General features: G+C 48.8%; 16 protein-coding genes. 13 read left to right on the top strand and 3 right to left on the bottom strand.

The genetic code is table 11. From position 1 onward, the window contains the following. Positions 1 to 214: 214 nt before the first annotated feature. Both galU and AAW31_RS16940 read right to left on the bottom strand, forming a co-directional pair. Positions 215 to 1,102 carry a UTP--glucose-1-phosphate uridylyltransferase GalU gene (gene galU, locus AAW31_RS16945; RefSeq protein WP_046851147.1) on the bottom strand — a complete coding sequence of 296 codons (888 nt, stop codon included), beginning with the start codon at positions 1,100 to 1,102 and terminating at the stop codon, positions 215 to 217. A gap of 174 nt (positions 1,103 to 1,276) precedes the next feature. Further along, on the bottom strand, positions 1,277 to 10,225 hold the full coding sequence (locus AAW31_RS16940) for a GH36-type glycosyl hydrolase domain-containing protein (RefSeq protein ID WP_046851146.1): 8,949 nt from the start codon (positions 10,223 to 10,225) through the stop codon (positions 1,277 to 1,279). 709 nt (positions 10,226 to 10,934) lie between these two features. Here AAW31_RS16940 and AAW31_RS16935 point away from each other — a divergent pair. The 4 genes from AAW31_RS16935 to AAW31_RS16920 all read left to right on the top strand — a co-directional run bounded on the left by AAW31_RS16935 (position 10,935) and on the right by AAW31_RS16920 (position 15,561). Beyond that, complete coding sequence (locus AAW31_RS16935; RefSeq protein WP_052752327.1) at positions 10,935 to 11,840, top strand: HlyD family efflux transporter periplasmic adaptor subunit; 906 nt, start codon at positions 10,935 to 10,937, stop codon at positions 11,838 to 11,840. Further along, the gene (devC, locus tag AAW31_RS16930) at positions 11,837 to 13,006 is read left to right on the top strand and encodes an ABC transporter permease DevC (protein WP_046851145.1); all 1,170 of its coding nucleotides are present in this window, start codon (positions 11,837 to 11,839) and stop codon (positions 13,004 to 13,006) included. The genes AAW31_RS16935 and devC overlap by 4 nt, the downstream gene beginning before the upstream one ends. After that, positions 13,006 to 13,683, top strand: coding sequence for an ATP-binding cassette domain-containing protein (locus AAW31_RS16925; RefSeq protein ID WP_046851144.1), 678 nt, complete (start codon positions 13,006 to 13,008; stop codon positions 13,681 to 13,683). The genes devC and AAW31_RS16925 overlap by 1 nt, the downstream gene beginning before the upstream one ends. Positions 13,684 to 14,184: 501 nt before the next feature. Then, on the top strand, positions 14,185 to 15,561 hold the full coding sequence (locus AAW31_RS16920) for an SLC13 family permease (RefSeq protein WP_046851143.1): 1,377 nt from the start codon (positions 14,185 to 14,187) through the stop codon (positions 15,559 to 15,561). A 97-nt stretch (positions 15,562 to 15,658) separates the two neighbouring features. Here AAW31_RS16920 and AAW31_RS16915 read toward each other — a convergent pair whose 3' ends face one another. Further along, complete coding sequence (locus AAW31_RS16915) at positions 15,659 to 17,551, bottom strand: potassium transporter Kup (RefSeq protein ID WP_046851142.1); 1,893 nt, start codon at positions 17,549 to 17,551, stop codon at positions 15,659 to 15,661. 234 nt (positions 17,552 to 17,785) lie between these two features. Between AAW31_RS16915 and AAW31_RS16910 the strand changes: the two genes are divergently transcribed. From AAW31_RS16910 to AAW31_RS16865, 9 genes are all read left to right on the top strand, one after another. After that, positions 17,786 to 19,066, top strand: a complete 1,281-nt coding sequence (locus AAW31_RS16910) for an MFS transporter (protein ID WP_046851141.1) — start codon at positions 17,786 to 17,788, stop codon at positions 19,064 to 19,066. Between the two features lie 456 nt (positions 19,067 to 19,522). Next, the gene (locus tag AAW31_RS16905; RefSeq protein WP_046851140.1) at positions 19,523 to 20,170 is read left to right on the top strand and encodes a hypothetical protein; all 648 of its coding nucleotides are present in this window, start codon (positions 19,523 to 19,525) and stop codon (positions 20,168 to 20,170) included. Positions 20,171 to 20,686: 516 nt separating this feature from the next. Further along, entirely contained in the window at positions 20,687 to 21,052 is a 366-nt protein-coding gene (gene smbP, locus AAW31_RS16900; RefSeq protein ID WP_046851139.1) for a small metal-binding protein SmbP, read from the top strand. Positions 21,053 to 21,563: 511 nt separating this feature from the next. Further along, on the top strand, positions 21,564 to 21,770 hold the full coding sequence (locus AAW31_RS16895; RefSeq protein WP_046851138.1) for a hypothetical protein: 207 nt from the start codon (positions 21,564 to 21,566) through the stop codon (positions 21,768 to 21,770). 32 nt (positions 21,771 to 21,802) lie between these two features. After that, complete coding sequence (locus AAW31_RS16890; RefSeq protein WP_046851137.1) at positions 21,803 to 22,429, top strand: alpha/beta fold hydrolase; 627 nt, start codon at positions 21,803 to 21,805, stop codon at positions 22,427 to 22,429. A 3-nt stretch (positions 22,430 to 22,432) separates the two neighbouring features. Then, positions 22,433 to 23,335, top strand: coding sequence for an alpha/beta hydrolase (locus AAW31_RS16885; RefSeq protein WP_046851136.1), 903 nt, complete (start codon positions 22,433 to 22,435; stop codon positions 23,333 to 23,335). Positions 23,336 to 23,423: 88 nt separating this feature from the next. Further along, positions 23,424 to 24,170, top strand: coding sequence for an MT-A70 family methyltransferase (locus AAW31_RS16880; protein WP_082110587.1), 747 nt, complete (start codon positions 23,424 to 23,426; stop codon positions 24,168 to 24,170). Positions 24,171 to 24,581: 411 nt separating this feature from the next. Next, positions 24,582 to 24,938 (top strand): DUF2934 domain-containing protein, encoded by a 357-nt coding sequence (locus AAW31_RS19260; protein WP_052752326.1) that lies wholly within the window; start codon positions 24,582 to 24,584, stop codon positions 24,936 to 24,938. Between the two features lie 751 nt (positions 24,939 to 25,689). Continuing rightward, positions 25,690 to 26,553 carry an arginase gene (locus AAW31_RS16865; RefSeq protein ID WP_046851134.1) on the top strand — a complete coding sequence of 288 codons (864 nt, stop codon included), beginning with the start codon at positions 25,690 to 25,692 and terminating at the stop codon, positions 26,551 to 26,553. The last annotated feature ends 97 nt before the right edge of the window (positions 26,554 to 26,650 follow it).

Raw genomic sequence — 26,650 nt, 5'->3', positions numbered from 1 at the left:
CCATTGCTAAATCCAAACTGACTGGGTCGGCTTCATCTTGCCGTATGATGGATATTGTCTGCGATGGGTCTTCGCGCCATGTTTGATTTGGAAATGGAATTATAAATTATCCACAGAGATCGGCGATACAAATTGGATCTGGGTAAATCTGCTTGAAAGCGCTTGTTCATTAGCTTTTACTCATGTTGCAGGTCAGCCTGATGAAATATCCGGATTAAACGCTTGAACGGGCTTTCAGCCAGGCAGAGAACTCTCTGCCCATCTCTGGATGAGCAGATGCCATATCGACACTGGCCTGGAGCAATCCCAGCCTGCTGCCACAGTCATAACGTTTGCCGTGGTAGCGATAAGCTAGTACTTGCTCTGAACCAAGCAGGGCTGCAATGCCATCAGTGAGTTGAATCTCACCTCCAGTGCCGCGAAGTTGTGCACGAATGTGCTCAAATACTGATGAGGTCAGGATGTAGCGGCCAGCGATTGCGAGGTTGCTGGGGGCAATACTGGGGTGAGGTTTTTCAATCAAACCGGTGATCTTGATAAGATCGCGCGTCAGCGCCTCTCCTTGGACGATACCGTAACGGTCGGTCTGATTCTGTGGTACTTCCTGCACCGCTAGAATGCTGCACTGGTGTTGACTGAAAAGGTTAGTCATTTGCTGCATAATAGGTGGATCGCCTACCATCAGGTCGTCGGCTAATAACACCGCAAAGGCCGCGCCTTGCACCAGGTGTTCGGCGCACAACACGGCATGACCCAGACCGAGCGCCCTGGGCTGACGGATATAGACACACTCCATGTCAGCAGGCTTAACGGCATTGACGATCGCGAGTAAATCGTCTTTGCCGTGGGCAGCCAGTTCAGCTTCCAGCTCATAAGCCGTGTCAAAATGATCTTCAATTGCGCGTTTATGGCGGCCTGTCACAAAGATCATTTCACGTATGCCGGCAGCATAGGCCTCTTCTACTGCGTATTGAATAAGCGGTTTATCCACGACTACCAGCATTTCTTTCGGTGAGGCCTTGGTGGCTGGTAAAAAACGTGTTCCTAAACCAGCGACTGGGAAAATCGCCCTGGTGACAGCTTGCTGATGATAGTTATTCATAATGCAAACCTCAGAAAATGTTATTTGATATTAGCCTCATCCCTCCTGCATAGCGGGTAGAGAGAAAATGTAGTTCGTCGTAATTCCTTGCGCTAGTAAAGCAGAATGCTGAAAAATGCATGAATACTTTTGGTTTATTATCTCGAGTGAGAACTATGCTCATGTTCTGCTGTATCATTGATGTGGCTGGGGCTGGGTTACGATGTTTATTTCGACCGTATGATCCTTGCGATCGTCGATCAGCGGAATGACTTTATCGGGGCGTTCGATACCATCTACCGTGATGCGCATTACACTGCTCTGCGTAGCATTGTCGGCCTCCGCTTGCGACACGGTGATATGGTAGACGGTCTCTCGATACCGGTAATGCAGTTTGAACGCCTGCCAGGACGCAGGCAGGCAGGGGGAAAAATGCAGTTTGTCCACATCTAGCCTCAGGCCGAGCAAAGATTCCACAATGAGACGGTACATCCAGCCGGCGGAACCCGTGTACCAGCTCCATCCCCCGCGACCAGCGTGCGGCGAGACCGCATAAACATCGGCGGTGACGACATAGGGCTCAACTTTGTAGATCGCCACATCTGCTGCCGATTTTCCATGATTCACCGGGTTGATCATGGTCAGCAATTCCCATGCGCGCTGGCTGTCACCCAAGGCTGCGAATGCCATTACGGTCCAGATAGCGGCATGGGTGTATTGCCCGCCATTTTCGCGCACGCCAGGAACATAACCTTTAATGTAGCCCGGATCCAGATCTGATTTGTCGAATGGCGGATCCAAGAGCTGGATCAACGCGTGATCGTGCTGCACCAGTCGGGTATATACGGCGTCCATACCCATGCGCGAACGTTCACTCTCGCCCGCGCCGGAGAGCACTGACCAGCTTTGTGAGATCGAATCGATCTGGCATTCGATGTTGGTTGCCGACCCTAGCATGGTACCGTCGTCAAAGTAGGCGCGGCGATACCATACGCCATCCCAGGCATTTTGTTCGATATGCTGGCGCAATTGTTCGGCTTCGTGCCGGCACTGCTCAGCAAATGGCATGTCGCCTTGCTGTTGCGCCAGTACTGCGAAGCGTGTCAGCACTTTATACAGGAAGAAGCCGAGCCAGACACTTTCACCCTTGCCGTGTATGCCCACCAGGTTCATGCCATCGTTCCAGTCTCCGGAGCCCATCAGCGGCAGACCATGCTCGCCAAAGGCCAGGCCGTGCCGGATGGCGCGTACACAGTGCTGGTACAGGCTGGCTGACTCAGTAGAGTGACCTGGCAGGTCATAATACGAGTCTTCCTCAGGACTGACCGGGCGGCCTTCAAGGAAAGGAACGGATTCATCCAATACGCCGGTATCACCGGTACTCAGCACATAACGGCACACTGCCAGTGGCAGCCAGAGGTAATCGTCGGAGCAATGGGTGCGTACGCCACGGCTCGACGGTGGATGCCACCAGTGCTGTACATCGCCTTCAACAAACTGATGCGCCGCGCACAGCAGCAAATGTTCACGCACGAGTTGCGGTTCGGCATGGATCAGCGCCATCACGTCCTGCAACTGATCGCGGAAACCAAAGGCGCCGCCCGATTGATAATAGCCGCTGCGTGCCCATAGACGACAGGCAAGCGTTTGGTAGACAAGCCAACCATTAGCCAGGACGTTGAGAGACGGCTCCGGGGTTTCCACCTGAACCGCGCCAAGGGTATGGTTCCAGTATTGCCACACCGCTTCGAGCGCAGCATGTGCAGCGGCCGATCCACGAAAACGCTGCGCCAGATTGCGCGCATCATCCGCCCCACGTCTGCCGGCCTGGCCCAGGCGGAAGATGATCTCGCGTTCTTGACCATCAGCCAGGTCGAAGCCTACCTGGATCGCAGCGCAAGGGTCCAATGCTGCCCCTACCTTGCCTGAAAGCCGTGTACGCGTCATTGCTGCCGGATTTTTGAGCGAGCCATTACGCCCAATGAACTCAGCGCGATCGCAACTGATCGAACGATCGACTTCATCCACATCGAAGAAAGCAACCCTGCCTGCGAATTCCGTATTGTAAGGGTTTTGAGCGAACAGCGCACCGCTGCCGGGATCTACTTCGGTGATTACGTGCATGTTCGATTTCGGCCGCAAATCGCCCAGCACCCACTCCACGTAGCCGGTCGCGGAGAGCCGCCGTGACCGCCCTGATGCGTTACGCATTTTTAATACCGAAAATTTGACTGCAGCATCCACAGCCACATATATCCATAACTCTGAGACGATGCCGCCTTCAGTATGTTCGAACACGCTATAGCCGAATCCGTGCCGACTGACATACGCACTCGCGCCGCGGCAGGGCAGGGGTGCAGGTGACCAAAAATGACCGCTCTCCTCGTCGCGCAGATAAAAAGCTTCTCCACTCGTATCGGATACCGGGTCGTTGTGCCAGGGGGTGAGGCGGAACTCATGTGCGTTTTCGCTCCAGGTATAAGCCTGGCCGCTCTCGGAAATGATTGTGCCAAAATGCTGATTCGCTAATACATTTACCCATGGGGCGGGCGTTACTTGTGCGGCTGTGGTGGTAATAACATACTCATGTCCGTCCGGTGTGAACCCGCCCAAACCATTGTGCAGAATGAGATCGCGCTGCGGCAACATGCTGCCATCAGGAGAATCCGCGCGGTAACTTTGGCTCGGCCGGAAGCGCGGCATCTGTACCTCTCTCAGGCTACGGCGGGTGACCTGTTCCTCCAGTGTTCCTCGGCTATCTGTTATGATCGCGCGCGCGACCGATTGGAACAGAACACGGTCTTCGTTCGATATCTGTTCCGCGCGGCGCACGAAAATGCCACCTGGTCGATCGATGGCATGCGCTTCAGTGCCTGCCGCAATCAAACCGATAATTTGATCCTGGAGCAATTGTCGATAACCGGCACGGTCCTCGTTCCAGATCACCAGATCCACTACCAGTCCTTTTAGACGCCAGTAGGCGTGAGCCTGTACCAATTGACGTACCAATTCGATATTGGCTGCGTCACCAATCTGCAGCAGAACGATGGGAAAATCACCAGAAATGGCATAGCCCCATAAACTGGATTGCCCTCGACGATTTTGCATCAGAATGCTGGCTTCAGCGCGAAGCAAGCCGTGGGCATAAATAACAGAATTGGCCAGACGTCCATAGAGTTGAGCATCGGTCTCACTCGCATTGAGTTGGCGTAACACCACTTGGGCATGTGTCCAGGAGACATCAAAGACACGCTCTGCAAGCCGTCTATCCTGATATCTTTCGATCAGGCCTAATGCGGCATCACGGCTCTCCCCTATGCCGCTCACTATATCGATAGTGATTGTTTGTTCTGGATTGAGCGTCAAGGCATGGCGGATGGCGACAATCGGATCCAGCACTGAGCCCTGACTGCCGGAAAGCGCCTCTGATGATGTACCGCTCAGTGCTTGCGGGTCAGCAGTGGTGCGGCCGCGGCTAATGAATTGCATCCGATCCGTCTCATAAGAGATGGCGTCGACATCTACTCCGTGCCCTGTCATCATGTGAAACAGCCAGCATGTTTGCTCGGTAGCTGAGCGCGGACGACGCGTGCAAAGGATCGCGTGGCGTTTCTCGTCGATCTCAGTCTGCACGAACAGCTTGTTGAAAGCCGGATGCAGCAAATCTGCGGCAGGTACGGAAAGCACTACTTCTGCGTAACTGGTCATGGTGATGGTGCGGCGGATACCGGTACGGTTGGTGATGCGCACGCGGCGCAGCTCAATATCATCTTCTGGCGATACTGCTATCTCGGTATAGGTTTCGAAACTGCCATCGCCTATAACATCGCGCCGACGAAATTCAGCGCGTCCCTCGGAGAAAATCACTTCGTAATGCTGCGGCTGTTTCAATGTCGGCTGATAGGCAGTTGACCAGATTTCTCCGCTGCGCTCGTCGCGCAGATAGCAGAATGACCCCCAGTGGTCGCAAGTCGTGTCCTCGCGCCAGCGTGTGACCGCAAGCTCTTTCCAGCGACTATAACCGCCGCCGGCATTGGTGACCATCACATGATAGCGGCCGTTGGATAGCAATTGCACTTCCGGCATTGACGTATTAGCCGTGTTGAAAACGCGAATCGGTGCTTCCTCGGCGTGGAGAGGCAGTCGAATGTCAGAAAATTGGGCCACGCTCGGAAAGAATGACGTGGCTCTGGGAATCCGCTCCTGAAGCAGCAGCAAGGTCGCCTGGAACAGCGGCACCGCCTCGAAACGCTTCTGCATCGGACGGTCCAGCAGAAGGTAAGTCAGGGAGAGCAGACTCATTCCCTGGTGATGCGCCATATAAGATCGTACTACTGTGCTCGATTGCCGACGTCGTTGACGTGAGGGGGTGTAATCAATGGCCTCATAAAAGCCGAACTTTCCTTCCAGTCCTATCGCAGCGAGTTGTTGCAGATTCAGACACGCCGCTTCGGGTGCCACCATCAATGCCAGCACCGTGGCATAAGGGGCAACGACCAGGTCCTCAGCAAGTCCGCGTTTTAGCCCAAGGCCAGGCACGCCAAATGCCCGGTACTGATAGTTGAGATGGACGTCGACCAGATTATAGCCAGATTCCGACATTCCCCACGGTATGCCACGCTGACGTCCATACTCGATCTGCCGTCTCACCGCTACCTTATAGGTTTGGTCAAGCAGCGTGTTATCAAAGGTGGGCATCACCAGCAGCGGCATCAGATACTCGAACATGGAGCCGCTCCATGATAAAAGAACGGGTTCGCCGCCAGCAGTCGTGAGCAGACGTCCCAAGGCAAACCAGCTTTCCTGCGGCAGCTGTCCCTGCGCGATCGCAATGAATTTCACCAACCTCGCTTCCGAAGCCAGCAAATCATAGTAACTCGCATCCCGCCTCAGTTCATCCACGTTGTACCCAATCGCTAGCAGACGCGATGATTTGTCATACAGAAAGTCATATGTCATGCATGCGAGCTCGCTTGACTGCATGGCAAGCCGTCCGATAGTGGCGATTCGCTCAGTGGCGCGGCGGCTGGCTTGTGTGAGGCAGCATTTAAATGCGTGTAGCCACTCGTATTTCGCGGATGTGGCAGCATCATCCGCAAGGGGCGCGTCGAGCTGCTGTTCAATTGCCGTCAATAATTCATGTTCGATATTAGCCAATTCCTGCAGCGTTGGGATTGTGGCAAGGTCGAAGTTGTCGCCAAGCCCGCGCGGTGCAGCTGGCAGCGCTAGCCAGGGGGCGAGAAAGGCCAACTCGTCGAGAGCCGCGCGGCATTGCCGTACCAGCGCATGCGCCCACCAGAACACATGATTCTCAGAAGTTGTCTCAGAGATGACAGCGCTGGCGTGATCCAAGGTCGGATGGTGTGTGGAATCTTCATCTGTCTCCAAGTATCCTCCAGTTGCTGCATCCCGTTTTTTTTGGGTGGCTACCAGCGCGCTACCTGTTTGAGGCAGCTTCGGAGAGACAGCTTCCATGCTGTCGGCAAACTCCTCCGCGCGTTTCGCCAGTTGTCCGAGGCGCTGCCATGCCAATGCGAGTGTAGTGGGGGGGGAGCTATAGGCAGACTCGATATCTGCCTGCAGTTCAGCGAGTAGCTCTGACCGGATGTTGCCTGCCGCATCGACCAGGATTCCGAGCGTGTCGTGCAATCCCTGGAACCAACGCGTGCTGAAGATTTTGTCATCAGCAAGCGTAAGCAGACCCGACTGTAAGGTCAGCAGATGGCCTGCCAGGTTTCCGCTATCTACCGTCGAAACGTAAGCTGGATGCAGCGGTTTCAATGACTGTGTATCGTACCAGTTGTAAAAGTGGCCACGATGACGCTCCAGCGTTTGCATCGTGTCGAGGGTATGTGCCGTGCGCTCGATGAGTTGCCCAGCCGGGATGTAGCCGAAGTCATATGCGGATAAATTCGCGAGTAGCGCCATCCCCATATTGGTCGGAGAAGTGCGATGTGCAACGGAGGCACCGCGGTATTCTTGATAGTTATCCGGCGGCAGCCAATGATCTCCCGGGCCAACAAAAGTCTCGAAAAACGCCCAGGTTTTGCGCGAAATCTTACGCAAGAAGGCTGTCTGTGCAGCCGATAGCCGTGCCTCGCGGCGTGCGAGAGGTTGGCCGGTCCACCAGACAATCACGGGTGAACCTAGCCATAGTAGCAGGATGGGCCCTGCTACCATGAGTGCAGCAGGCTTGAATAACAGCAGATAAAGTATCACAGCCATAGTAATCAGTGGGGCGATCCACATCATGCGCAAAGCGGCGGCTAAATCCGTGCGGCTAGTACGTGCCGCTTCACCCGACGGATTCCATTCGAGCAGCCGTCTGTGGGTAAACAGCATACGCCCCGCTGTACGTATGATTGCACCCAAGCTGAACCAGGCTTCATACGGAAGGCATGCCAGGGTAAAGGCCGCTTGCGCCAGGCGTTGACTTGCTGTGTCGAGTGCAGCGGTAAGATGTTGCCGTAATGGCACATCACTCGGCTTGTGAAAGAGATCCACCACCGATGTGACCAAAGGTGGAAGGAGAAGTATACCGATTACTGCCAAGGTCCAGAGCAAGGGTGAGGCAAGCACCACCCAGCCTAGCAACAGCAACAGCGTCAACGCTGTCGGCACCAGACTGCGCCGCAGGTTATCGAATAGTTTCCATCGCGACAGGCACGAGAGCGGGTTCTTCAGTCGATGTTTATCGGGGCCAGGAACGCGTGGCAACAACCAGCCCAGCAATTGCCAATCGCCACGTATCCAGCGATGACGTCGGCTCACATCCACGCTGTAGTGCGCAGGATATTCCTCATACACATGTACATCGCTCAATAAGCCGGCGCGCGCATAACATCCCTCCAGCAAATCGTGGCTGAGAATCTTGTTTTCGGGAAAGCGTCCATTTAATGCCCGCTCGAACATATCCACATCATAGATGCCCTTACCGATAAACGAGCCTTCGCCAAATACGTCCTGGTAGACATCGGAGATGGCACGGGTATAAGGGTCGATGCCGGCTTCACTACTATGCAATTGCGCATAACGTGAGCGATTAGCTCCTTCCACGCTTACGCTGACGCGCGGCTGGAGAATACCGTAGCCCTCTTGCACGCGCTGCCGCTGTTCATCATAGCGTGGGCGGTTCAGCGGATGAGACATTGCGGCCACAAGCTGCCGTGCGACATCATGCGGTAGCTGCGTATCTGTATCCAAAGTGATGACGTACTTAATGTTCGTGAGGCAAGTTGTGTCACCGACAATGCGTGAGAAACAGTTGCCAGCATGGCTAAGCATGATATCACACAGCAATGCATTCAGGTCCGCAAGCTTACCACGCTTACGTTCATAGCCCATCCAGATGCGCTCCTGCGGATTCCAACGGCGCGGGCGATGAAAAAGAAAGAAGATGCTTTTTTCTACAGCGCTATATTTTGCATTCAGTGCCTCGATTCGTGTCTGGGCCAGCTGCAGCAGCGGTTCGTCTTCGGCGAGGGTTTCTTCGTGTGCATCGCGAAAATCGGTCAATAAGCCGAAATACAGATTGTCGTCCTGATTCGCCAGAAAGCGCACTTCCAGTGCCTCGACCAGATCGTCGACACCTTGCAGGCTAGTGAGCATCGTCGGCACGATGACCAGGGTCCGCGATTGTGCGGGGATGCCGCCGGAGAAATCCATACGTGGCAGGTGATGCGGGCGTACGAACAAGGTTGCCAGCCAATTCACCAGAGTGAGTGCCAGCTGGCTGGTGGACAGCAGTGCGAGGATACCGATCAGCAGCGAGAATTCATTCGATACGTTTTGAGTATGAACAATGGACATCAGGCTAGCGCTGAACAGCAGCGTTAGCAGCGTGATTAGACCGAGATACACCATCAGTGCGTGCTGTGATCCTATTTTCGCGAGGCTATCAGTCACAGAGAAACGCGCTTGTGCCTTTGTCTCAAGTTTGGGTAAGCCTCGGTCAATCAGGTAGAAGCCGACATGTGCTGCGCGTTTGTCATCATCTTCGTTATCTGAATGCGCTGCCTGAGCCTCATGCGCGAGTTGGACTGCACTTTGTGCTATCTCGGTTTCAGTGAGGGAACTCCGCTTTGCAATCTTTTCGACCGCATGACGATAATGGTCGCGGGTAGCAAAATCCATCTTGCCATAAGTGCCGCTCGGATCTTTGCGTAACGTTTGCTCGACGATACTCATGCTTTCGACGAACTCACGCCAATCCATTCCACTTAAAAAACGCAAGCTGCCGATGCTGTTGCTAATAGAAACCTGGTCAGCAGCTTGATGCTGGTGTCCTGATTGGATCAATTGTTCAATGTTCAGTCCGGATTCGGCCAGCACTTGCTCGATCCAGGTCAGCGGCAATGACAGGGCGGTGCTGTGTCCTTGCAGCCGACGCGTAAACTCCGATATAAATGAAGTTGACATCGGCGGCTGCGAGCGTGCCATGTCCGCGATTACCAGCACCAGACTCTTCGGATCCGTCTCTGCGGCTGCCGTCATTTGCTCTGCCCAGGTACTAGCAAGGTCGCGCTCGATTCTATCGGCGACGATGCGAATAGCAACACGCCGCAGATTCTCAATTAATGCCAATCGCAACATGATGGGGATGGCCCATAACTCGCTTAATTTGAGCGTGTGAACCGTCTGATAAGCCGCGACGAAACGGTTGAGATTTTCCGAGTCCACCCGTCCATCTCCGTGCGAAATGATCTCCAGCGCAATATCATATACACGCGGCAACCCGGCCGAAGGACCATCCAATAAACGAGGTAATTCCCGTCTATACCCTTTAGGCATATGACGCCTGGCAGTACGGATCTGTTCTTCAACTAAATAGAAGTTATCGAGCAGCCATTCGCTAGCCGGCGTGATCTGCTGGTTGGCTCTTACCGCCGTTGTGAGTCGTCTGCAAACGTCGATCAAGACCGCTTCATTTGCTGCCAACCGCGCTATCAGGTAATCTCGCGGGCGTTTCTGCGTCACTTTGTGCATGCCAGCGAGATGCTTGCCGCGCTGTTCCATCTGATCTGCGCTAAGCAATTCCGAGCGTAACGGCAGCTCATTAAAGGCATTCTTTAGGGAGATACCACCGTGCAAATTCGTATTCAGTCGGCGCAAATATCGGAAGAAACGATGGTTATTGGTCTCCATTTAGAAATGGACTCCCTTTTGCATAGGAATCTTTATGCCCATTTTCCGGCAATACCAATAATTGGATGAATCAGAATCTAGCATAGAGTCTCCTATAAAAGTGCATAGATGGCTACGTTTAATCAATGCAGCGATCTACCTTCACTTGACTCACATGACATTCTTGACAGCTATCACTTCCTTAATTCTATTGCTAAATCAAAAGTGACGTTGTCGACTTCACCTTGCCGTATTATGGAGACTGTTTACGGCTCGCCTTCGCGTCATGTTTGATTTGGAAATGGAATGACATTGCGAGCAACTTCAACCGCCTTATTGATATCGAGCGAGAAGCTGATGAAGTCAGGCAAATATTCGCAAAAATCCAACTAAAGTATTGCAGAAATAGTGTAATTAGTATGTGCGCTAGCACACAAAGCAAACTGTCCCGGCCGTATGAGCTATCGATAGATAACTGTACACAACGCATCAGGAGAATGTCGGCTTAGTGCCCGGTATAGTGATTAGTATCTTGGTAGTATGGCGCATTTTGCATATTTCCTGCGAAGGGCTTTCCTTCAAATCTGAATCAATCTATGGGATCGCAGGTAGAATATATAATGGCCTTTTTTCAGGCAGGGTTTGCGTTAAGTAGTGAGAATTGTAGCCGGCTGATTCTTGAATCCGTCCAATACCATCCCTTTTTCTAACTCGAATTGTGTAATGATTCATGTACTTTAATAAGGTCCATTATTCTCTTTTTGTTATCATAGTTTTTATTCGTGCGACCCCTAGCGTATTTGCCGAGACACAATGCCTGGTTAATAATAACATTCCAGGAATTGGTGCTCTAGGCTGGATCGAGCCTCGCTCCCGCGTGATCAAGGTTTCTCATAATGCTGGCCCAGAAGGTGCCCGAGTAGAGCGACTTTTTTTCCAGGAGGCCGATCGGGTCAAGTCGGGTGACAAGCTCGCAGTACTTTCGGATCATAATAAAAAAAAGGCTGAGGTGGAGGCTGCCAGAGCACGCGTCAAGTCGCTGGAAGCTCAACGGATCGTCGAACAGGTCGCGCTGATTTTCAATAAAAAGGAACATTTGCGCTATCAATCACTTGAGCAGGATTCTGCTGCTAGTGCCTCGCTTGCCGATGCCAAACGTTTGGCACTGGAACAATCTGAAGCGAATCTTAAACGCTTGGCGGCCGAAATCGCCAATGCGCAAGCGGAACAGAAGGTCGCCGAAGCAGAACTGGAAAATATGCTGATTTATGCCCCCATTTCCGGCACTATTTTAAAGATTCATACCTGGCCGGCTGAAAGAATCCGAGAGAATGGCTTGCTGGAAATAGCGGATTTAACCCAGCTCGATGTCGTTGCCGAAGTCTATGAGTCCGATCTGCTGCGTGTCCAGGCAGGACAGAGAGGCTGCATCCATGCGACTGGTTTCAAGCGGAGTTATCACGCTGAAGTTAGAGAACTCGGATTCCTTGTCAGGAAAAACGATTTAAATGACACGGATCCGCTAGCAGATCGGGATAATCGCATCATTGAAGTACGCCTGACGCTTGAACCTGAAGCCGTGACTGAGTTGCAGCACCAGATTCTCCGGCAGGTCTGGGTGCGGATTGTACCATGAATCTGGTTGCCTGGATTTATTTTCCAGCACGCCTGGCCTGGCGGCAGTTGATCTTTGACCGTACCAAACTGATTGCGGCTACCTGTGGCGTGTTATTCGCCTGTGTGCTAGTGTTCATGCAGCAGGGATTCAGAGATGCGCTCTATGCCAGCGCTGCTTCTGCTCCGGTAAAGTTAAATGGTGATTTGTTTCTGATGCATAAACAAAGTGAAGCGATGTGGCGTCCGGTCCGCTTCAAACGCAGCGAACTGATGCGTGCGTTGGGGCATCCGGCAATTGCTGAGGTTTATCCATTCTATCTAGGGCTAGCGCCTTTTAAGAACATCGAAACCCGTAGTAAAAGAACATTGATGGTTTACGGCTTTGATCCTGATTCCCTGATCTTTGGTATCGAAGAGATTAAAAATAAGCGGACTGCATTGCGGCTCAAAGATACCGTGCTGTTTGATGAATATTCCCGTCCCGAGTTTGGACCGATGCGTCAATTGCTGGAAACCGGCCGGAATGTGACAGAAGTAAATGATTATAAAATCACCGTCATTGGATTTTTCCGACTGGGCGTTTCATTTGCTGCTGATGGCAATATCGTTACGAGTGACCTGAATTTTATGCGTATTTTTCCAGATAGAACGCGCAATGATATCGATTTAGGCGTCATCAAGCTGTATGCTGGCACATCGATAAAACAGGTACAAACCGAGCTGAGCAGTCAGCTGAATGAGTTCGTCAATATTTTTACCTACGACGAGTTACTGCAAAATGAAAAGAATTACTGGGCAAACATGGCCCCCATTGGCTTTATTTTTGGTTTTGGCACGGTGATGGGACTGGTAGTGGGCCTGGTCATCGTCTATCAAATCCTGTTCACGGATATCACCAATCACCGTCATGAGTTTGCAACGCTGAAAGCCATGGGCTATGAGCACGGTTACTTTATCCGTGTGGTGTTTGCGTCGGCCTTCTTTTTGGCTATCCTAGGTTTTATTCCCGGCTATCTTTTTTCTCTCAGCTTATATCACCTGGCTGAATCCCAGATATTCATGCCGATGCCGATGACTTTTACTAAAGCCGTGACCGTGTTCCTGTTTATTCTTTCCATGTGCATGACCGCAGGGTTCCTGGCAATACATAAGTTGAAAGCAGCCAACCCAGCCGATATGTTCTGATGTCGCATGTCATTAATGTGCATGACCTGAATTTCAGCTTTGGCAGCGGCGCGCTCACACAGCCTGTCCTGAAAAACGTCACCATTTCCATTCAAAAAGGCGAGATTGTACTGATGACGGGTCCTTCCGGCTCAGGTAAAACGACATTCTTAACCATTATCGGTGGCCTGCGCCAGGCTTATCACGGCAGTGTGAGAGTGCTCGATCAGGAATTAATTAACAGTAGCGAACAGGTTAAAGTAAGCGTCCGCCAGCAGATCGGGTACATTTTTCAGCAGCATAATCTGCTTAAATCGCTCACTGCACAGCAAAATGTCAGTATGGCTTTAGAGATGCAAAACAGCATGACTGAGCAGCAGAGGCTCGATCATGCCGCAGAAATGCTGAGAGCGGTAGGGCTCGACGCGCGGCTCAATTACAAACCAGACCAGCTGTCGGCGGGGCAGTGCCAGCGTGTCTCCATTGCCAGGGCTCTGGTAGGGCAGCCCAAAATCGTGCTGGCCGATGAACCCACCGCCTCGCTGGACAAGCAAAGTGGACATGAGGCTGTCACGATTCTGGAACGATTAGCCAAAGAGTCGCAAACCACCATTTTGCTGGTGACGCATGATTATCGTATTCTGGATATGGCCGATCGGGTAGTGGAGTTGGAAGATGGGGTGATTAAAGAAAAGTAGCAAGGCGTGGTTCTATTAGAAGTCATACTTGAATAGCCTAGAGAGAAAATAAAGAATGTCTGGCTACTCTGACTGAGAATTGATTTAAGCAGTAAATAAATACGTTAGCTAGCGTTACGATAAGATGCAATTCAATTTTATAAAGGCAAGGACGCTATAGCTTAACCAGTTAAGAATGATTCAGAATGTATCGCATTTAAAGAGCATATCGACGGTTTAGTTGTTTAGGCAGTGCTTAGCACAGCGCCTATTTGTGTTCGATAGGGCAACCCGTGTAAGGGTAATAACCATCGGGCATTGCGCCGTATGTGCTACCTTATCATCTGGTGCAATGGGTTACACTTATTGCATCCTACCAGCTAAATCAAACTTGACATTGCCGGCAAGAAGAGCCAGAGCCGGCAATGTCGTTTTGATTTAGAAATGGAATAAGTAATAGAATTCCTCCTTTTTTCTATATTTCTAAATCCCTATTCATCTCATCATAGTGAGTTGGTCATCATGCACATATACCGACAATGGGCCTTCATTGCAGGCCCTCTGCTTGCAGCAGGGCTTGCAGCAAGCATGAGTTTCTACGGCTGGGATGCCAAAGCCTGCTGGACAGGTACAGTGGTAATGCTTTGCGTTATCTGGTGGATTTTTGAACCTGTACCGATCCCTGTGACTTCACTCATTCCGTTAGCCATTTTTCCACTGGTTGGCGTTTTGCCGAAAGAAGAAATCGCCAAAGCCTACGGCAACGACATGATTTTACTGATGCTTGGTGGATTCATGATTTCTGCTGCGATGGCGCATTCGGGAACACATTACCGCCTTGCCTTGGGCTTGATAAGATTAGTGGGAGGAAATAGCAGCCGACGCATTGTGTTGGGTTTCATGTGTACATGTGCCTTGCTGAGTATGTGGATCTCCAATACGTCAACCACATTGATGATGCTGCCGCTTGCGCTGGCTGTGATTGATCAAAGTAGTGATAAAAAGATCGCTTTACCTCTTCTGTTATCTATCGCTTATGGTAGTAGTATTGGTGGCTTGGGTTCACCAATTGGCACTCCTCCCAATCTGGTTTTCATGCAGGAATATCAGAATTTCACCGGAACAACCGTGAGTTTTACGCAATGGATGAGCTGGGGGGTGCCCGTTGTTCTACTAATGGCGCCACTGGCAGGGTTGTGGTTGACGCGCAACCTGACTTATGTCGGCGAACTTTCCATGCCTCAGCCTGGCCCATGGCGGCCAGAAGAGCGACGTATTCTGATTATTTTTGGTTTGACGGTGTTGGCCTGGGTCACCCGTACTGAGCCTTTTGGAGGCTGGAGTGCCTGGTTGGATCTGGAGGGAGCCTCAGATGCGACTGTTGCACTGCTTGCTGTCATTACTATGTTTCTGATTCCCAATGGTCGTGACGGAAAATTGTTGGATTGGCAAACGGCAGTGAAAGTGCCTTGGGGCATTCTCATTCTGTTCGCTGGGGGCATCGCTATAGCTCAGGCATTTGTGGCATCTGGATTATCCAAATCGATCGCTGAACAATTAACAATGCTATCCCATCTGCATCCGTTGATCATTATCGCGACCATTGCACTGATCGTGACCTTTCTGACTGAGACGACCAGTAACACCGCTACCGCTGTCTTGTTAATGCCGATTCTTGGCCCGGCAGGGCTAGCTGCAGGCGTTGAGCCGGCACTGCTGATGGTACCTGCCGCCATGAGTGCGAGTTATGGTTTTATGATGCCAGTAGGAACCCCACCTAATGCGATTGCCTTTGGAACCGGCATGATTCCGATTGAGCGGATGGTACGTGAAGGTTTGGTGCTTAATTTTATTGGGGTATTGGTCATTACCTTAGTGTGTTATACATTGGTTCCGTAGTGAGTTTCTCAGCGTATCCATATATTTCAAGCAATTCAACTCTTGAGATAGGAGTAGTATCGTTGAAAATGTTTCCTGGCGAGGAAAAGTGATGGGTTCACAATTCGACTTGTGTGCCCAGCTCAATGACACGGTTAGCTGGAATCTTGAACAACGTCATGGCACTGGAAGCGTTACGCGCCATGGTAATGAACAGCTTCTCGCGCCATCGTGCCATACCTGGGAAAGAGGTGGAAATAAGTGTTTCTCGGCTGAGAAAGAATGAGGTCTCAAGCATATTGAATTTTTTCTCTAAAAGTTCACATTGTGCCAGCGTTGCGGGTACATCCGGTTGATCGAGGTAGCCGAAGTGGAATAGCGCGCGATAGAAGCCGTTTCCCAGTAATTTAATCTCAATGCGTTCATTGGCCGGTACAAAAGGTACATCAGCAGTGACCACTGTCAGCAGCACTACTTGCTCATGCAGCACCTTATTGTGCGCAAGATTGTGAAGCAAGGCATGAGGCACCCCTGTGGAGTTAGCGGTCAGGAACACGGCTGTACCGGGTACTCTGGTCGGCGGTTCCTTTTCAATGTTGCTAAGGAAAAAGTCGATATCGATTACATCCGTCTGAAGCCGTTGCATCAGAATGCTGCGTCCTTTCTTCCAGGTGTTCAGGAAAGTAAGGATAACTGTGGCGATGAGCAGCGGAAACCAGCCGCCGTGAAGGATCTTGGTAAGATTGGCACTGACAAAGGCGAGGTCGATCACTAGAAAAAGTATTATGATGAGGATGGCTGCTGTCCAATGCCAGCGCCACAGGCCATAAATCACAAAAAAGACCAACAGCGTGTCAATGGCCATAGTGCCGGTTACAGCGATGCCGTAAGCCGCTGCTAGATTACTTGAGGAACCAAACCCAATTATCAGTACCACTACACCCAGCATTAGAAACCAGTTCACAAACGGAATGTAAATCTGCCCTATCTCGTGCTCTGAAGTATGTAGTATCTGCATGCGAGGAATATAACCCAGCTGGATAGCCTGTCGAGTGACCGAGAAGGCGCCTGTAATGACTGCCTGTGAAGCGATGACTGTGGCAGCAGTAGCAAGAGCAATCACGGGATAAAGCGCCCAAGACGGTGCCATCAGATAGAATGAGCTGCGCGCCGCCGTCGGATCGCTTATCAGTAATGCCCCTTGTCCAAAATAATTTAACAGCAGTGCCGGCCAGACAAATCCAAACCAGGCAAACTGGATCGGCTTTCGACCAAAATGCCCCATGTCGGCATAGAGCGCTTCAGCGCCAGTCACCGCCAGCACCACCGTGCCTAACACTAAAAATCCAAACCATCCATGGTGTAACAGCAGATCAAGGCCATAGATGGGGTTTATCGCTTGAAGTATAACCGGATACTGAATGATGTTGACTACTCCTAACCACGCCAAAACCAAAAACCAAACTACCATGACTGGACCAAACAATTTCCCTACCCCAGCGGTGCCGCGTGGTTGAAACAGAAACAACAGTACCAAAATAATGACAGCAACAGGAATGACCCAGGATTCCAGTGCTGGCGTCGTAACGGCTATTCCCTCTACAGCACTTAGTACTGAAATGGCCGGAGTAATCATTCCGTCACCATAAAAGAGTGCTGCTCCAAATAACCCAAGTGAAGATAACAGCCAGCGTAATCGTGAATTAGCTTTTCCTACCCGCTGCGTCAATGCAATGAGTGCCATGATGCCACCTTCACCTTTATTATCTGCGCGCATCATGAAAAGTACATACTTGACAGATACCACAATAGTAAGTGCCCAGAAGACCAATGAGAGAAAACCCAGTATGTTCTGTGGCTCTGGTGAAAGCGCATGGGTACCACTAAAAGCCTCCTTCATGGCATAAAGCGGACTGGTACCGATATCACCGTAAACGACACCTATCGCTCCTACCATACGTGCAAGTATTCCCTTGTTGCTAAAATTTTGAGGAGAGTGAGATGTCGTCATGATAAAAATCAGTTTTTCAGGCTTCTAGTTTTATGTGGTTTCTAACCCTGACCCTTGAAACGAAACTAATTCTAGTTTGTCCTATCAAAGGATATGAAAAAATGTGGTAAAAAGTTTTTTTAGTGGAAAGAAATCACTTGTAAATACTTGAGCAGAAAATGGAATAATAAGATTTTTGGTTGAGTAAAGTTATTTTTATCATACCAAAGATAGCACTTTTAAGAAGTAACATTTATGGAAAATACTCCGCTTGTAAGTCAGCAATCGATTAACAGCCGTTATGTTAATCACCTTGTTTTTCTCTTCGGTATTGTCTATTTCGCGCAAGGTATTGCTCAATCGGGAGGCCTTATCAGTCTTCCTCTGAACTATTATCTTAAGGAAGTCATGCAATTTAACGAATTAGGTGCAACTCATTACCTGGCTGTTCTAGCGATTCCCTGGGTGATCAAACCTGTTTATGGCCTGGTTAGCGATTTTATTTCTCTGTTTGGGTATCGACGTAAGTCTTGGCTGTTAGTTTTAAACCTATTTACTTGCATTGGCTATTTTTGGCTAGCTGAAATAGCAGATAACGACCAATTAATTATGGCACTTCTTTTAACCGCCATAGGAACGGCCGCTGCAGATGTCATTATTGATGCTTTAATGGTAGAAAACGGCCGGAAATTTAATATGACTGCTCAATTTCAGGCTGTGCAGTGGTTTTGGCTTTGTGTCGCTCAAATAGTTACTTCAATATTAGGCGGATGGTTAGCGGAAATGGCTGATCCTGGTACAGGTTTGCGTACAGCAGCAATCATTACCATGGCCGCTCCCGCAATCATAGCCATTCTTAGTTGGCTGATAGTAAAAGAAGAAAAAACTTCAATGGATGTCGCTTCATTAAAAGCCACAGTAGCGGGTTTACGTGAAACTTTCCGAAGTCGATTACTCTGGACCACGATATTATTTTTAGTTTTATGGAATTTTAGCCCAGGCTTTGGCATTCCTATTTACTATTTTATGACTGACACGCTCAATTTTTCTCAATCATTTATCGGCCATTTGGGGGCGATAAGCTCAGTGGGCTCAATTCTAGGGGCTTGGCTCTATGGAAAGTACCTCAGTAATCGCAGTATTGATTTTCAGCTTGTTTTCAGCATTCTTACAAGCGCGTTTAGCACCTTTTCCTATCTTGGCGCGCTCACGCCAACTTCTTACAGTAGCCTGTTGTTTATTACTTTATCCTTCTTTTTTGGCATTACGAGTATGATCGCTCTGCTAGCTATTCTTACCCTTGCAGCTAGAGCCTGTCCCGAGAAAGCGGAAGGCTTTACTTTTGCCGTACTGATGTCGATAATAAATGGCTGCGCTCAGTTATCCGCTATGACGGGCTCCTGGATGTTGGTTAACTGGTTTGCAGGATATTTAGCGCCTCTCATTATTCTCTCAGGTGCGGCTACTTTATTTTGTTTATTCCTTTTGCCTAGTTTCAAGGTTAGAAAAATGGTTGTAGTAAGTGAACGAATGTAGCGAACGTAGAGGCGTATAGGTTGTGTCGTTCGAATCACTTCAGTTTCATTCTATACAGCCTGCTCAACATTAAGCTTGCGCAAAGATAGAAGCGGCATAAGTATATGCTATCAACTTTTTTTGTGCTTGCCTGATTTAAGGCGCATTTTATGCTATTACCCTGCCAACCATAATACAATACGTTTATTCAAAATATTTCAGCAATCAACCTGCCTATTAATTCATAGAATAGTCCCGATTCCATTTCCAGATCAAGGCTGACTTTGGCGGCTTCTCCTTGCCGTATGATTGATACTATCTGTGGCTCGCCGGCGCGTCATGTTGGATTTGGAAATGGAATGAAGCAAATTTACCCTTGTGATGCATCTTCCCTTCAGGTATTTTTGTTCAATGTCAATTTAATACTTATGTGAAACTTACACTAAATATTGATTTAATAGATATTCAAGGAGGAAGATGGGTGTAGTGAAAAAATATATTGAAGTTGTTTTTGGAATACTCTGCTTGATCTCAACGCTGTCCCTTGCTGCCACACCCGATTTCGGCTCGGATGGTCTCAAAGATCTAGATAGTGATCAAAGACAACGGCTAGCTAGTGGCGAGATTGTGTTTACTATTAGTCATTTGACTGGGCAAGAACACTCGAGATTGATCCAGGCTGCCGTTATCTTTAATCAAACTACTGAAAAGACGTGGGAATTACTTTCTCGCATTGAAGATCAGGTTAAATACCTTGAAGAGCTCGAAGAGGCCAAGGTCATCGCTAAGCGCCCTCAACAGGAAACGGTTGAATTTAAAACAAGAATCGCCTTTTTGACTCTTATTAACCGTGTCAATCTTACCTTTGATAAGGAAGGGCTTAATTTCTTTTGGAATCTGGATCCAAAATTTGATAATGACCTTACAGATTTGCGTGGTCTTTGGCGCTTCTATTCGTTTGGTCAAGGCAAAACCCTGGGTCGTTACGGTTGCGTAGTATCGCTGAAAAATGTTCCGATCTTTATTGAAGATCTATTCAAGAAAAAACTGATAGCACGTACGCTGATCAGCGTGAAAAAGTATGTTGATTTAGGCGGCATGGAAGAGAGTACTGACCTCTTTTAGCACAGCAATAAAGATGTTGCTTTTCAAGGCCCATATTTCATGACTACTGACAGCGAATGACGAGCAATAGTACATGAAAAAGGAAAGTATATGGATTATTTCAATAATGTAGATCGTATGATGCTGGATGGGAAAAATAATTCTTATCTTCAGCATGCTGTTTCTGGGGTGCTATCTTGAATGAATCGATTAGAGCTTGTGATTATACCCCTTGATCAGAATAAACGTATTTGAAAAAATGATGTGAATAAAAACAATCTCCATAGTCGACAGAAGCTATCAATTCCCAGGGTAGGCCAGGGTAGTTGAGATACCAATCTATTGCTTGGATAAATTGCCAAACTACCTAAGCAATATTGTTTTCTTGAAATATGTGTTATAAAGCAAATGCGTGCTACGAATCTGAGAGAGCTACTCAGTAGATGACTCTTTTTCCGGAAATTGTGGAGTTGAATGGCACGATTGTTGCAAGTGTTTTGACATGATTAATCTTTAACCAAATAAGGAGTAATTGTCATGAAAACAATATCAGCTATTTTTTCAATTGCAATGTTGGCATTTTTCTTGAGCATCCCCGCTTATGCAGAAGCTGGAGCTGGAGAGTTTAATAAACATAAAGCAGATGCAACACGGCATCTTGAAGAAGCGATAAAGCACGGAAAAATGGGTCATCCTAAAGAGCTGTCCAAGCATGCGAAGGAAAGCCTGGAACATGCTAAAAAAGCTAAGGAATCAGGTGCCGATGAGCATATGGATCAGGCGATTGAGCATTTAGAAGAATCCATTAAGCACGCTGATATGGGGCATGCCGAGGAAGGAACCAAACATGCCGAAGAAGCCTCAAGTCATCTGCGTGAATCTAAAGCCAGCAAAAAGGATTAAAATGGTAGTAAGTAGGTACCTCTCAGCATAGCTGGAGGGATGGTGGATGGGTATCCTTTCCCAACCTAGACCATTTAACCTGGATGTTTTAATTAAATAGAGTAAAGTTGGTGGTTTTGCGAGTGCAGGGCAAGGCACAACGATGTGGAATAGTCGTACCATTCCAAGGAGTTGTAATATGGCCATGTGCTTGCAGAATCACCAATCCGTAATGGTGCGAAATACCCAGAAGGTAAGAATGAAATCTCCAGGGCAGTTAGCATTATCATCCTCATTAGCCGCTGGGGGTATTCTAAGTCATTCAGCTCGAATGCTTCCAAGCGATAGTAATATCAATCTCAGCCGTGTAAGTATGCTTCATACGAAACGAACTGTGCTGCAATCTTCCTGCTTTCTCTGGTGGACCAAACGAATGTAACAAATAATTGGTAATGAAATTCAGAATACCTACTTTCCTGACGAACCATGAACCTTAGGCTGTCTCCTGCATTTTTAATTGGGGAGTTAAACCATGCTCTATAGAAGCATTTTGAAATTTTTTGAATTAACGGAATGGGGAGCAGCTATGCGTGCATCGTATATTGCTCCAGGCACAAATGCGGTGGCACCTTTGGTTACGGGAAGTGGCCGTGCGGCTTCATTGCAGCTTACCTCGCCTTGGACTACCACATGCACCGACCCGCTTCCACGGTTTACCTTTACGTCATGTTTGATGTGAAAATAGAATGATTTACAATTTGGAATAATTCCATGCCGTCTAAACTTTTGTTTCTGCCTGGTGCATCAGGTGATACCCAGTTCTGGCTGCCTGTGGTTAATTCACTTACCTATCCTGCAGAAAAAGTTTACTTGGAATGGCCGGAGTTGGGGTCTATACCATCTGATCCCAAGGTGAACAGCATGCATGATTTGGTAGATTTAGTGGCTGCCGAAGTAGATCAACCTGTTGCCATCATCGCACAGTCGATAGGAGGCATCATAGCGATCCAGGCTACACTCAAGAAACCTGAGCTCATCACCCATTTAGTGTTGGCGGCTACCTCAGGCGGAATTGATATGGAGAGCTTTGGGGCGCAGGATTGGCGTCCAATCATTCTTGCTGCTCATCCGTCTTTCCCTCGTTTGTTGTCGGAATACGATGAAGACTTGACGCCTCAGCTCCACAAGATCAAGGCTCCCACCTTGCTGTTATGGGGTGATGCCGATCCGATCAGTCCTGTCAGTGTGGGTCTGCGCCTTGCTACGTTGCTGCCAAATGCCAACTTGCACATTGTGCCAGGCGGTGACCACAATTTGGTCATGGTCCATGCTAAAGAGATCGCGCCGCTGATTGATGCGCATCTTGCCAAATCAACCTTAGTTACCAGTCAAGTTTAAACAATGCTTCACATTGTTCATGCGCCAGCTTTCATTGCGTTAATCATTCTTATCGTTATCTGTGGCATCGCAGTGATAGCTATCGGTATCATGGCTGGAGGTGAGCTTTGCCGTCCTGCACAACGATCTGTCGGTAGTCCCCCGGCGGATTTGCCTGTCGAAACATTTACATTGCAAAGTCCCCCAAATGAAACGAGCGAGCTGGTAGTTTCGGGATGGCTCATACGTGGAGAACCTGGAATGGGTGTGGTTTTGCTGTTGCATGGTTTGCGCAATGATCGACGCCAGATGCTGGACCGCGTTAGATTTCTAGTGCGGGCGGGCTATTCGGTCATGTTGATCGATCTTCCTGCCCATGGTGAAAGTAGTGGGGAATATATTACTTTTGGTTATCGGGAGGCTGAAGGAGTCGAGGCTGCTATGCGCAATCTGGTCGAGTCATTTCCACATGAAAAGATTGCTGTGATTGGCGTTTCCTTGGGCGCGGCATCGCTCGTGCTTTCGAAAGCATCTCCTGCTCCGAGTGCTGTGGTGCTGGAGTCAATGTACCCGACCATTGAAGAAGCCATTGCTCGCAGGCTGCAGAAGCGGCTTGGTCCACTTGGGAGTTTGCTTACGCCGCTATTTCTTTGGCAATTACCCATCCGGCTGAGCGTTACAGCTGACCGGCTTCGCCCTATCACCAATCTTGCTGCCTTACATAGCCCGGTACTCATCATGTCAGGGTCAGAAGATCTGCACCCCACAGTTGCAGAAACGCAATGCCTGTTTGAATCCGCTAATCCACCTAAAGAGCTGTGGATCGTTGAAGGTGCCGCCCACATTAATCTCCACGCGCATAATCCCAAAGAATACGAAGCCAGGGTGTCTGCTTTTTTGCAAAAATATCTGCGGGATGGAGGTTAGTTTTTAGCGTAAATATGGCACAAAGAAAACCTGCATTTGGAGTGGCTTCTTCTGTTGTTTTATGGGTCAAAAGAATCTAAGGGTGATAATGCAATTCGTAAGAAGTCGCTATTTTGATAATTTTGAAAAGGGAAGTTTGGTCGTGGTAGCGCAGGTAGATCACATTACAGAGTCGCATCCATCGGAAGATTTATTGGCAAAGGCAGAAGGTCAGTATTCGACCATCCTGGCTGATCCGCCTTGGCAGTTCCAGAATCGCACCGGCAAAATGGCACCAGAGCACAGACGGTTGCTCAGATATCCCACCATGGAATTGAAAGATATAATGGAACTTCCTGTTTTCCAGCTTGCAGCTGCCAAATCACATCTTTATCTTTGGGTGCCGAATACTCTGCTGCAGGAAGGCCTTAAGGTAATGGAAGCATGGGGGTTTACCTATAAATCAAACCTGGTTTGGTATAAGATTCGCAAAGATGGCGGCCCAGATGGACGAGGGGTGGGTTTCTATTTTCGTAATGTCACAGAACTGGTTTTATTCGGTGTACGCGGCAATCTGCGGACCCTTTCTCCAGGACGCACGCAGGTTAATCTTTTTTTAAGCCGGAAACGGGAACACTCTCGCAAACCTGATGAAATCTACGATTTGATCGAATCCTGCTCGCCTGGCCCTTATCTTGAGTTATTCGCACGCTTTCGTCGTCATGGCTGGCTTCAGTGGGGTAACGAAAATGTAGAAGATAACACGCACTATGGGGTGGCTCGTCGCAAAGGCCATGTTGATACGCAACAGCGGTTGTCAAAAATAGTAAACGGTTACAAGGGTAAGGACGAGTAGACTCCCTCTAGTGTGATTTTGTATATCTAGCGCTTATCTCGCGAGCGGTGGCACTATATTTTGTGGTCAGTTGCAGCGTCATTACCTCTGATTGCGGATTCATTGCGCAATAAAACCCAACGCTCTTGAGACATGAGTGTTGGGCGTGCTGCGAGACTATTGATCAAAAAAGAAAACTTACAATTTTTATCAAGCTAGTACGTGCTAGCACGTATTTCTTTAATCAAAGTATTGTCATAATCTATTGCAATATTAGAGTTAAATAAAAAACATTTATTTTTTCCTATACTGCATGGTCCTGGTGCACATGATTAAAGTTGCAAATCAGCCAGGGATCCATGAAAGGTGCATAGCACGAGGATTTGACTCATTCGGTCCGTGCTGCTTATCTTCAATGATGGAGGACAAAACATGGCTAAACAGACACGCACTTCCGTTAAACAAAACAGCGATCCCAACATTACAGGGCAAGGAAGTTACAGTCCAGAGCAGCGCGAGACGATGATTCGCGAGGCTGCCTACTATCAGTATGCCAAGCGTGGTTACGCTTCGGGGTATGAGCTTGAGGACTGGCTTGCCGCTGAAGCAGAATTTGAGCGCAGAATGCCAGAGTCTGAGAAATTGCCACCGAATATAGAGTTGCAGGAAAGCGGCACTCATGGGCGAGCGAAGGATGATAAATTGAAGCGGATGGTCAAACAGCATCCACATAAAGCTATTCCGCAAGTCGAGAGTATCGAGCCGGAAGAGGCACCTGCTAAGGAATGACACTGAAGTAGCAGCGCGGCGTGAGTGTTTGGTGCTATGAATTTAACATAGCAGATTGAAATAACTTTGCTGTATATTTTCCACTTAGAACTTGCTCCTACTTGCTCATCAGATGCTGATGAGCAAAAGGTTTATTGTCATTATTTTTGATCAATTCCTGTCAAACGGCATAGTACATAATGATACTCTAGAAGGGATTTATCACTTTACTCTTCTAGTTCTCAGCTAACCATCTGCGGTCAGTTCACGAATTGGGTGGCACAGTTTTTCGCAGTGGCTTTTCTCCAATAGTGTTCTCAATCAAACCGCTTCACAAAAGAGTGCGGCTGAACTTAAAGATGCTATTGATGAGCCAGCTTCCGATCTCAATGCGACCAATATCGGCTTCTCGCTGAAGGTTGCCTGATTTCAGGGCTATACGGCACATATAGACATGCAAACAGGATGCGAGCATTTTGTACATCAGGTGATTATGATGGTAGGCTGGAAACAGAGCGAGGTGAATTTTGGAGGCCCAGTCAGATTTATCGCATGCCTTGAGCTTGCGTAGCATTTGATATTTTTTGCCGACTGCTACCAGAGCGCATGGAGAGCTTGTCTTGCGAACTTTGAGTAACTCAGTGATTCCTGCTTGTTCGGGTATATATTCTTATCCGGGTGAGCAGGGTGTGATTAGTCATCTTGGCTGGGAAAATGCCAAAAATTGGCTTGTCTTAGAGACATTATCCTCAGCTTATGCCATCATTATTTTATGACAAAACTGATACAAACATTAGGGATTGCTTCTTGTCTAGGCGGACCGATGCGTACTTGCGGTAACGCAGCAGAACTGCTGCGGGACGAGTTTGCTAAGCTGCCAGTAACGCAAACTGGCTTGCAACTGCAATGGCATATGCTATATCCCGAAAAGACAGGCACAAAAGAGGCCAGATTAGCCCATCTCTACCAAAAAGCGAGTCAATTTACCCGCCACTGGACTGAAAACCACCATCCTTTTCTGGTAATCGGCGGTGATCATTCTTGTGCACTAGGTACCTGGTCAGGCGTACTACAGGCATTGCCGCACAGCAGCGAACTTGGCTTAATCTGGCTTGATGCGCACATGGATGCGAACACTTTTGCCACCACACCTTCCGGCAATATACACGGTATGCCTGTTGCTGCGCTGCTAGGCAAAGCGGATGAGCGGCTGGGCACAATTTATCCAGCCTGCTGCTTTATTCAACCAGAAAATCTGCTGATGATCGGTATTCGCAGTTATGAAGCGGGGGAATACGCTCTTTTAAAACAGGCAAACGTCAAGATTGTGTTTGCTGATCAAATCATCGATTTTTCACGGACACTACTTGCAGCTATCGAACAATTAAGCAGAACCTGCAAAACTATAGGTATCAGCCTCGATTTGGATTTAATCGATCCTGAAGATGCACCTGGCGTAGAGACGCCGGTATCGGCTGGAATTAAAGCTGCTGCACTGCTGGAAGCGCTTGCCTTGGTGAAGCATCATGCCAAGTTCTGTGCTCTGGAAATCAGTGAATTCAATCCAGAAAGTGATCGACACGCTAAAACGCTACTTCTGATGAAATCAATTGTAGAAACGTTTTATGCAGATTAACAATCAATTTCTCCCTTGCCAGGAAGAAATGTTATTCCATTTCTAAATCAAAGATGACGTGAAGGCAGCCGTACACAGTATAAATAATACGGCAAGG

Source organism: Nitrosomonas communis (assembly GCF_001007935.1).
Lineage (GTDB): Bacteria > Pseudomonadota > Gammaproteobacteria > Burkholderiales > Nitrosomonadaceae > Nitrosomonas > Nitrosomonas communis.
Note: the sequence above shows the minus strand (reverse complement) of the source record. Positions and strands in the feature narration are given on the sequence as shown.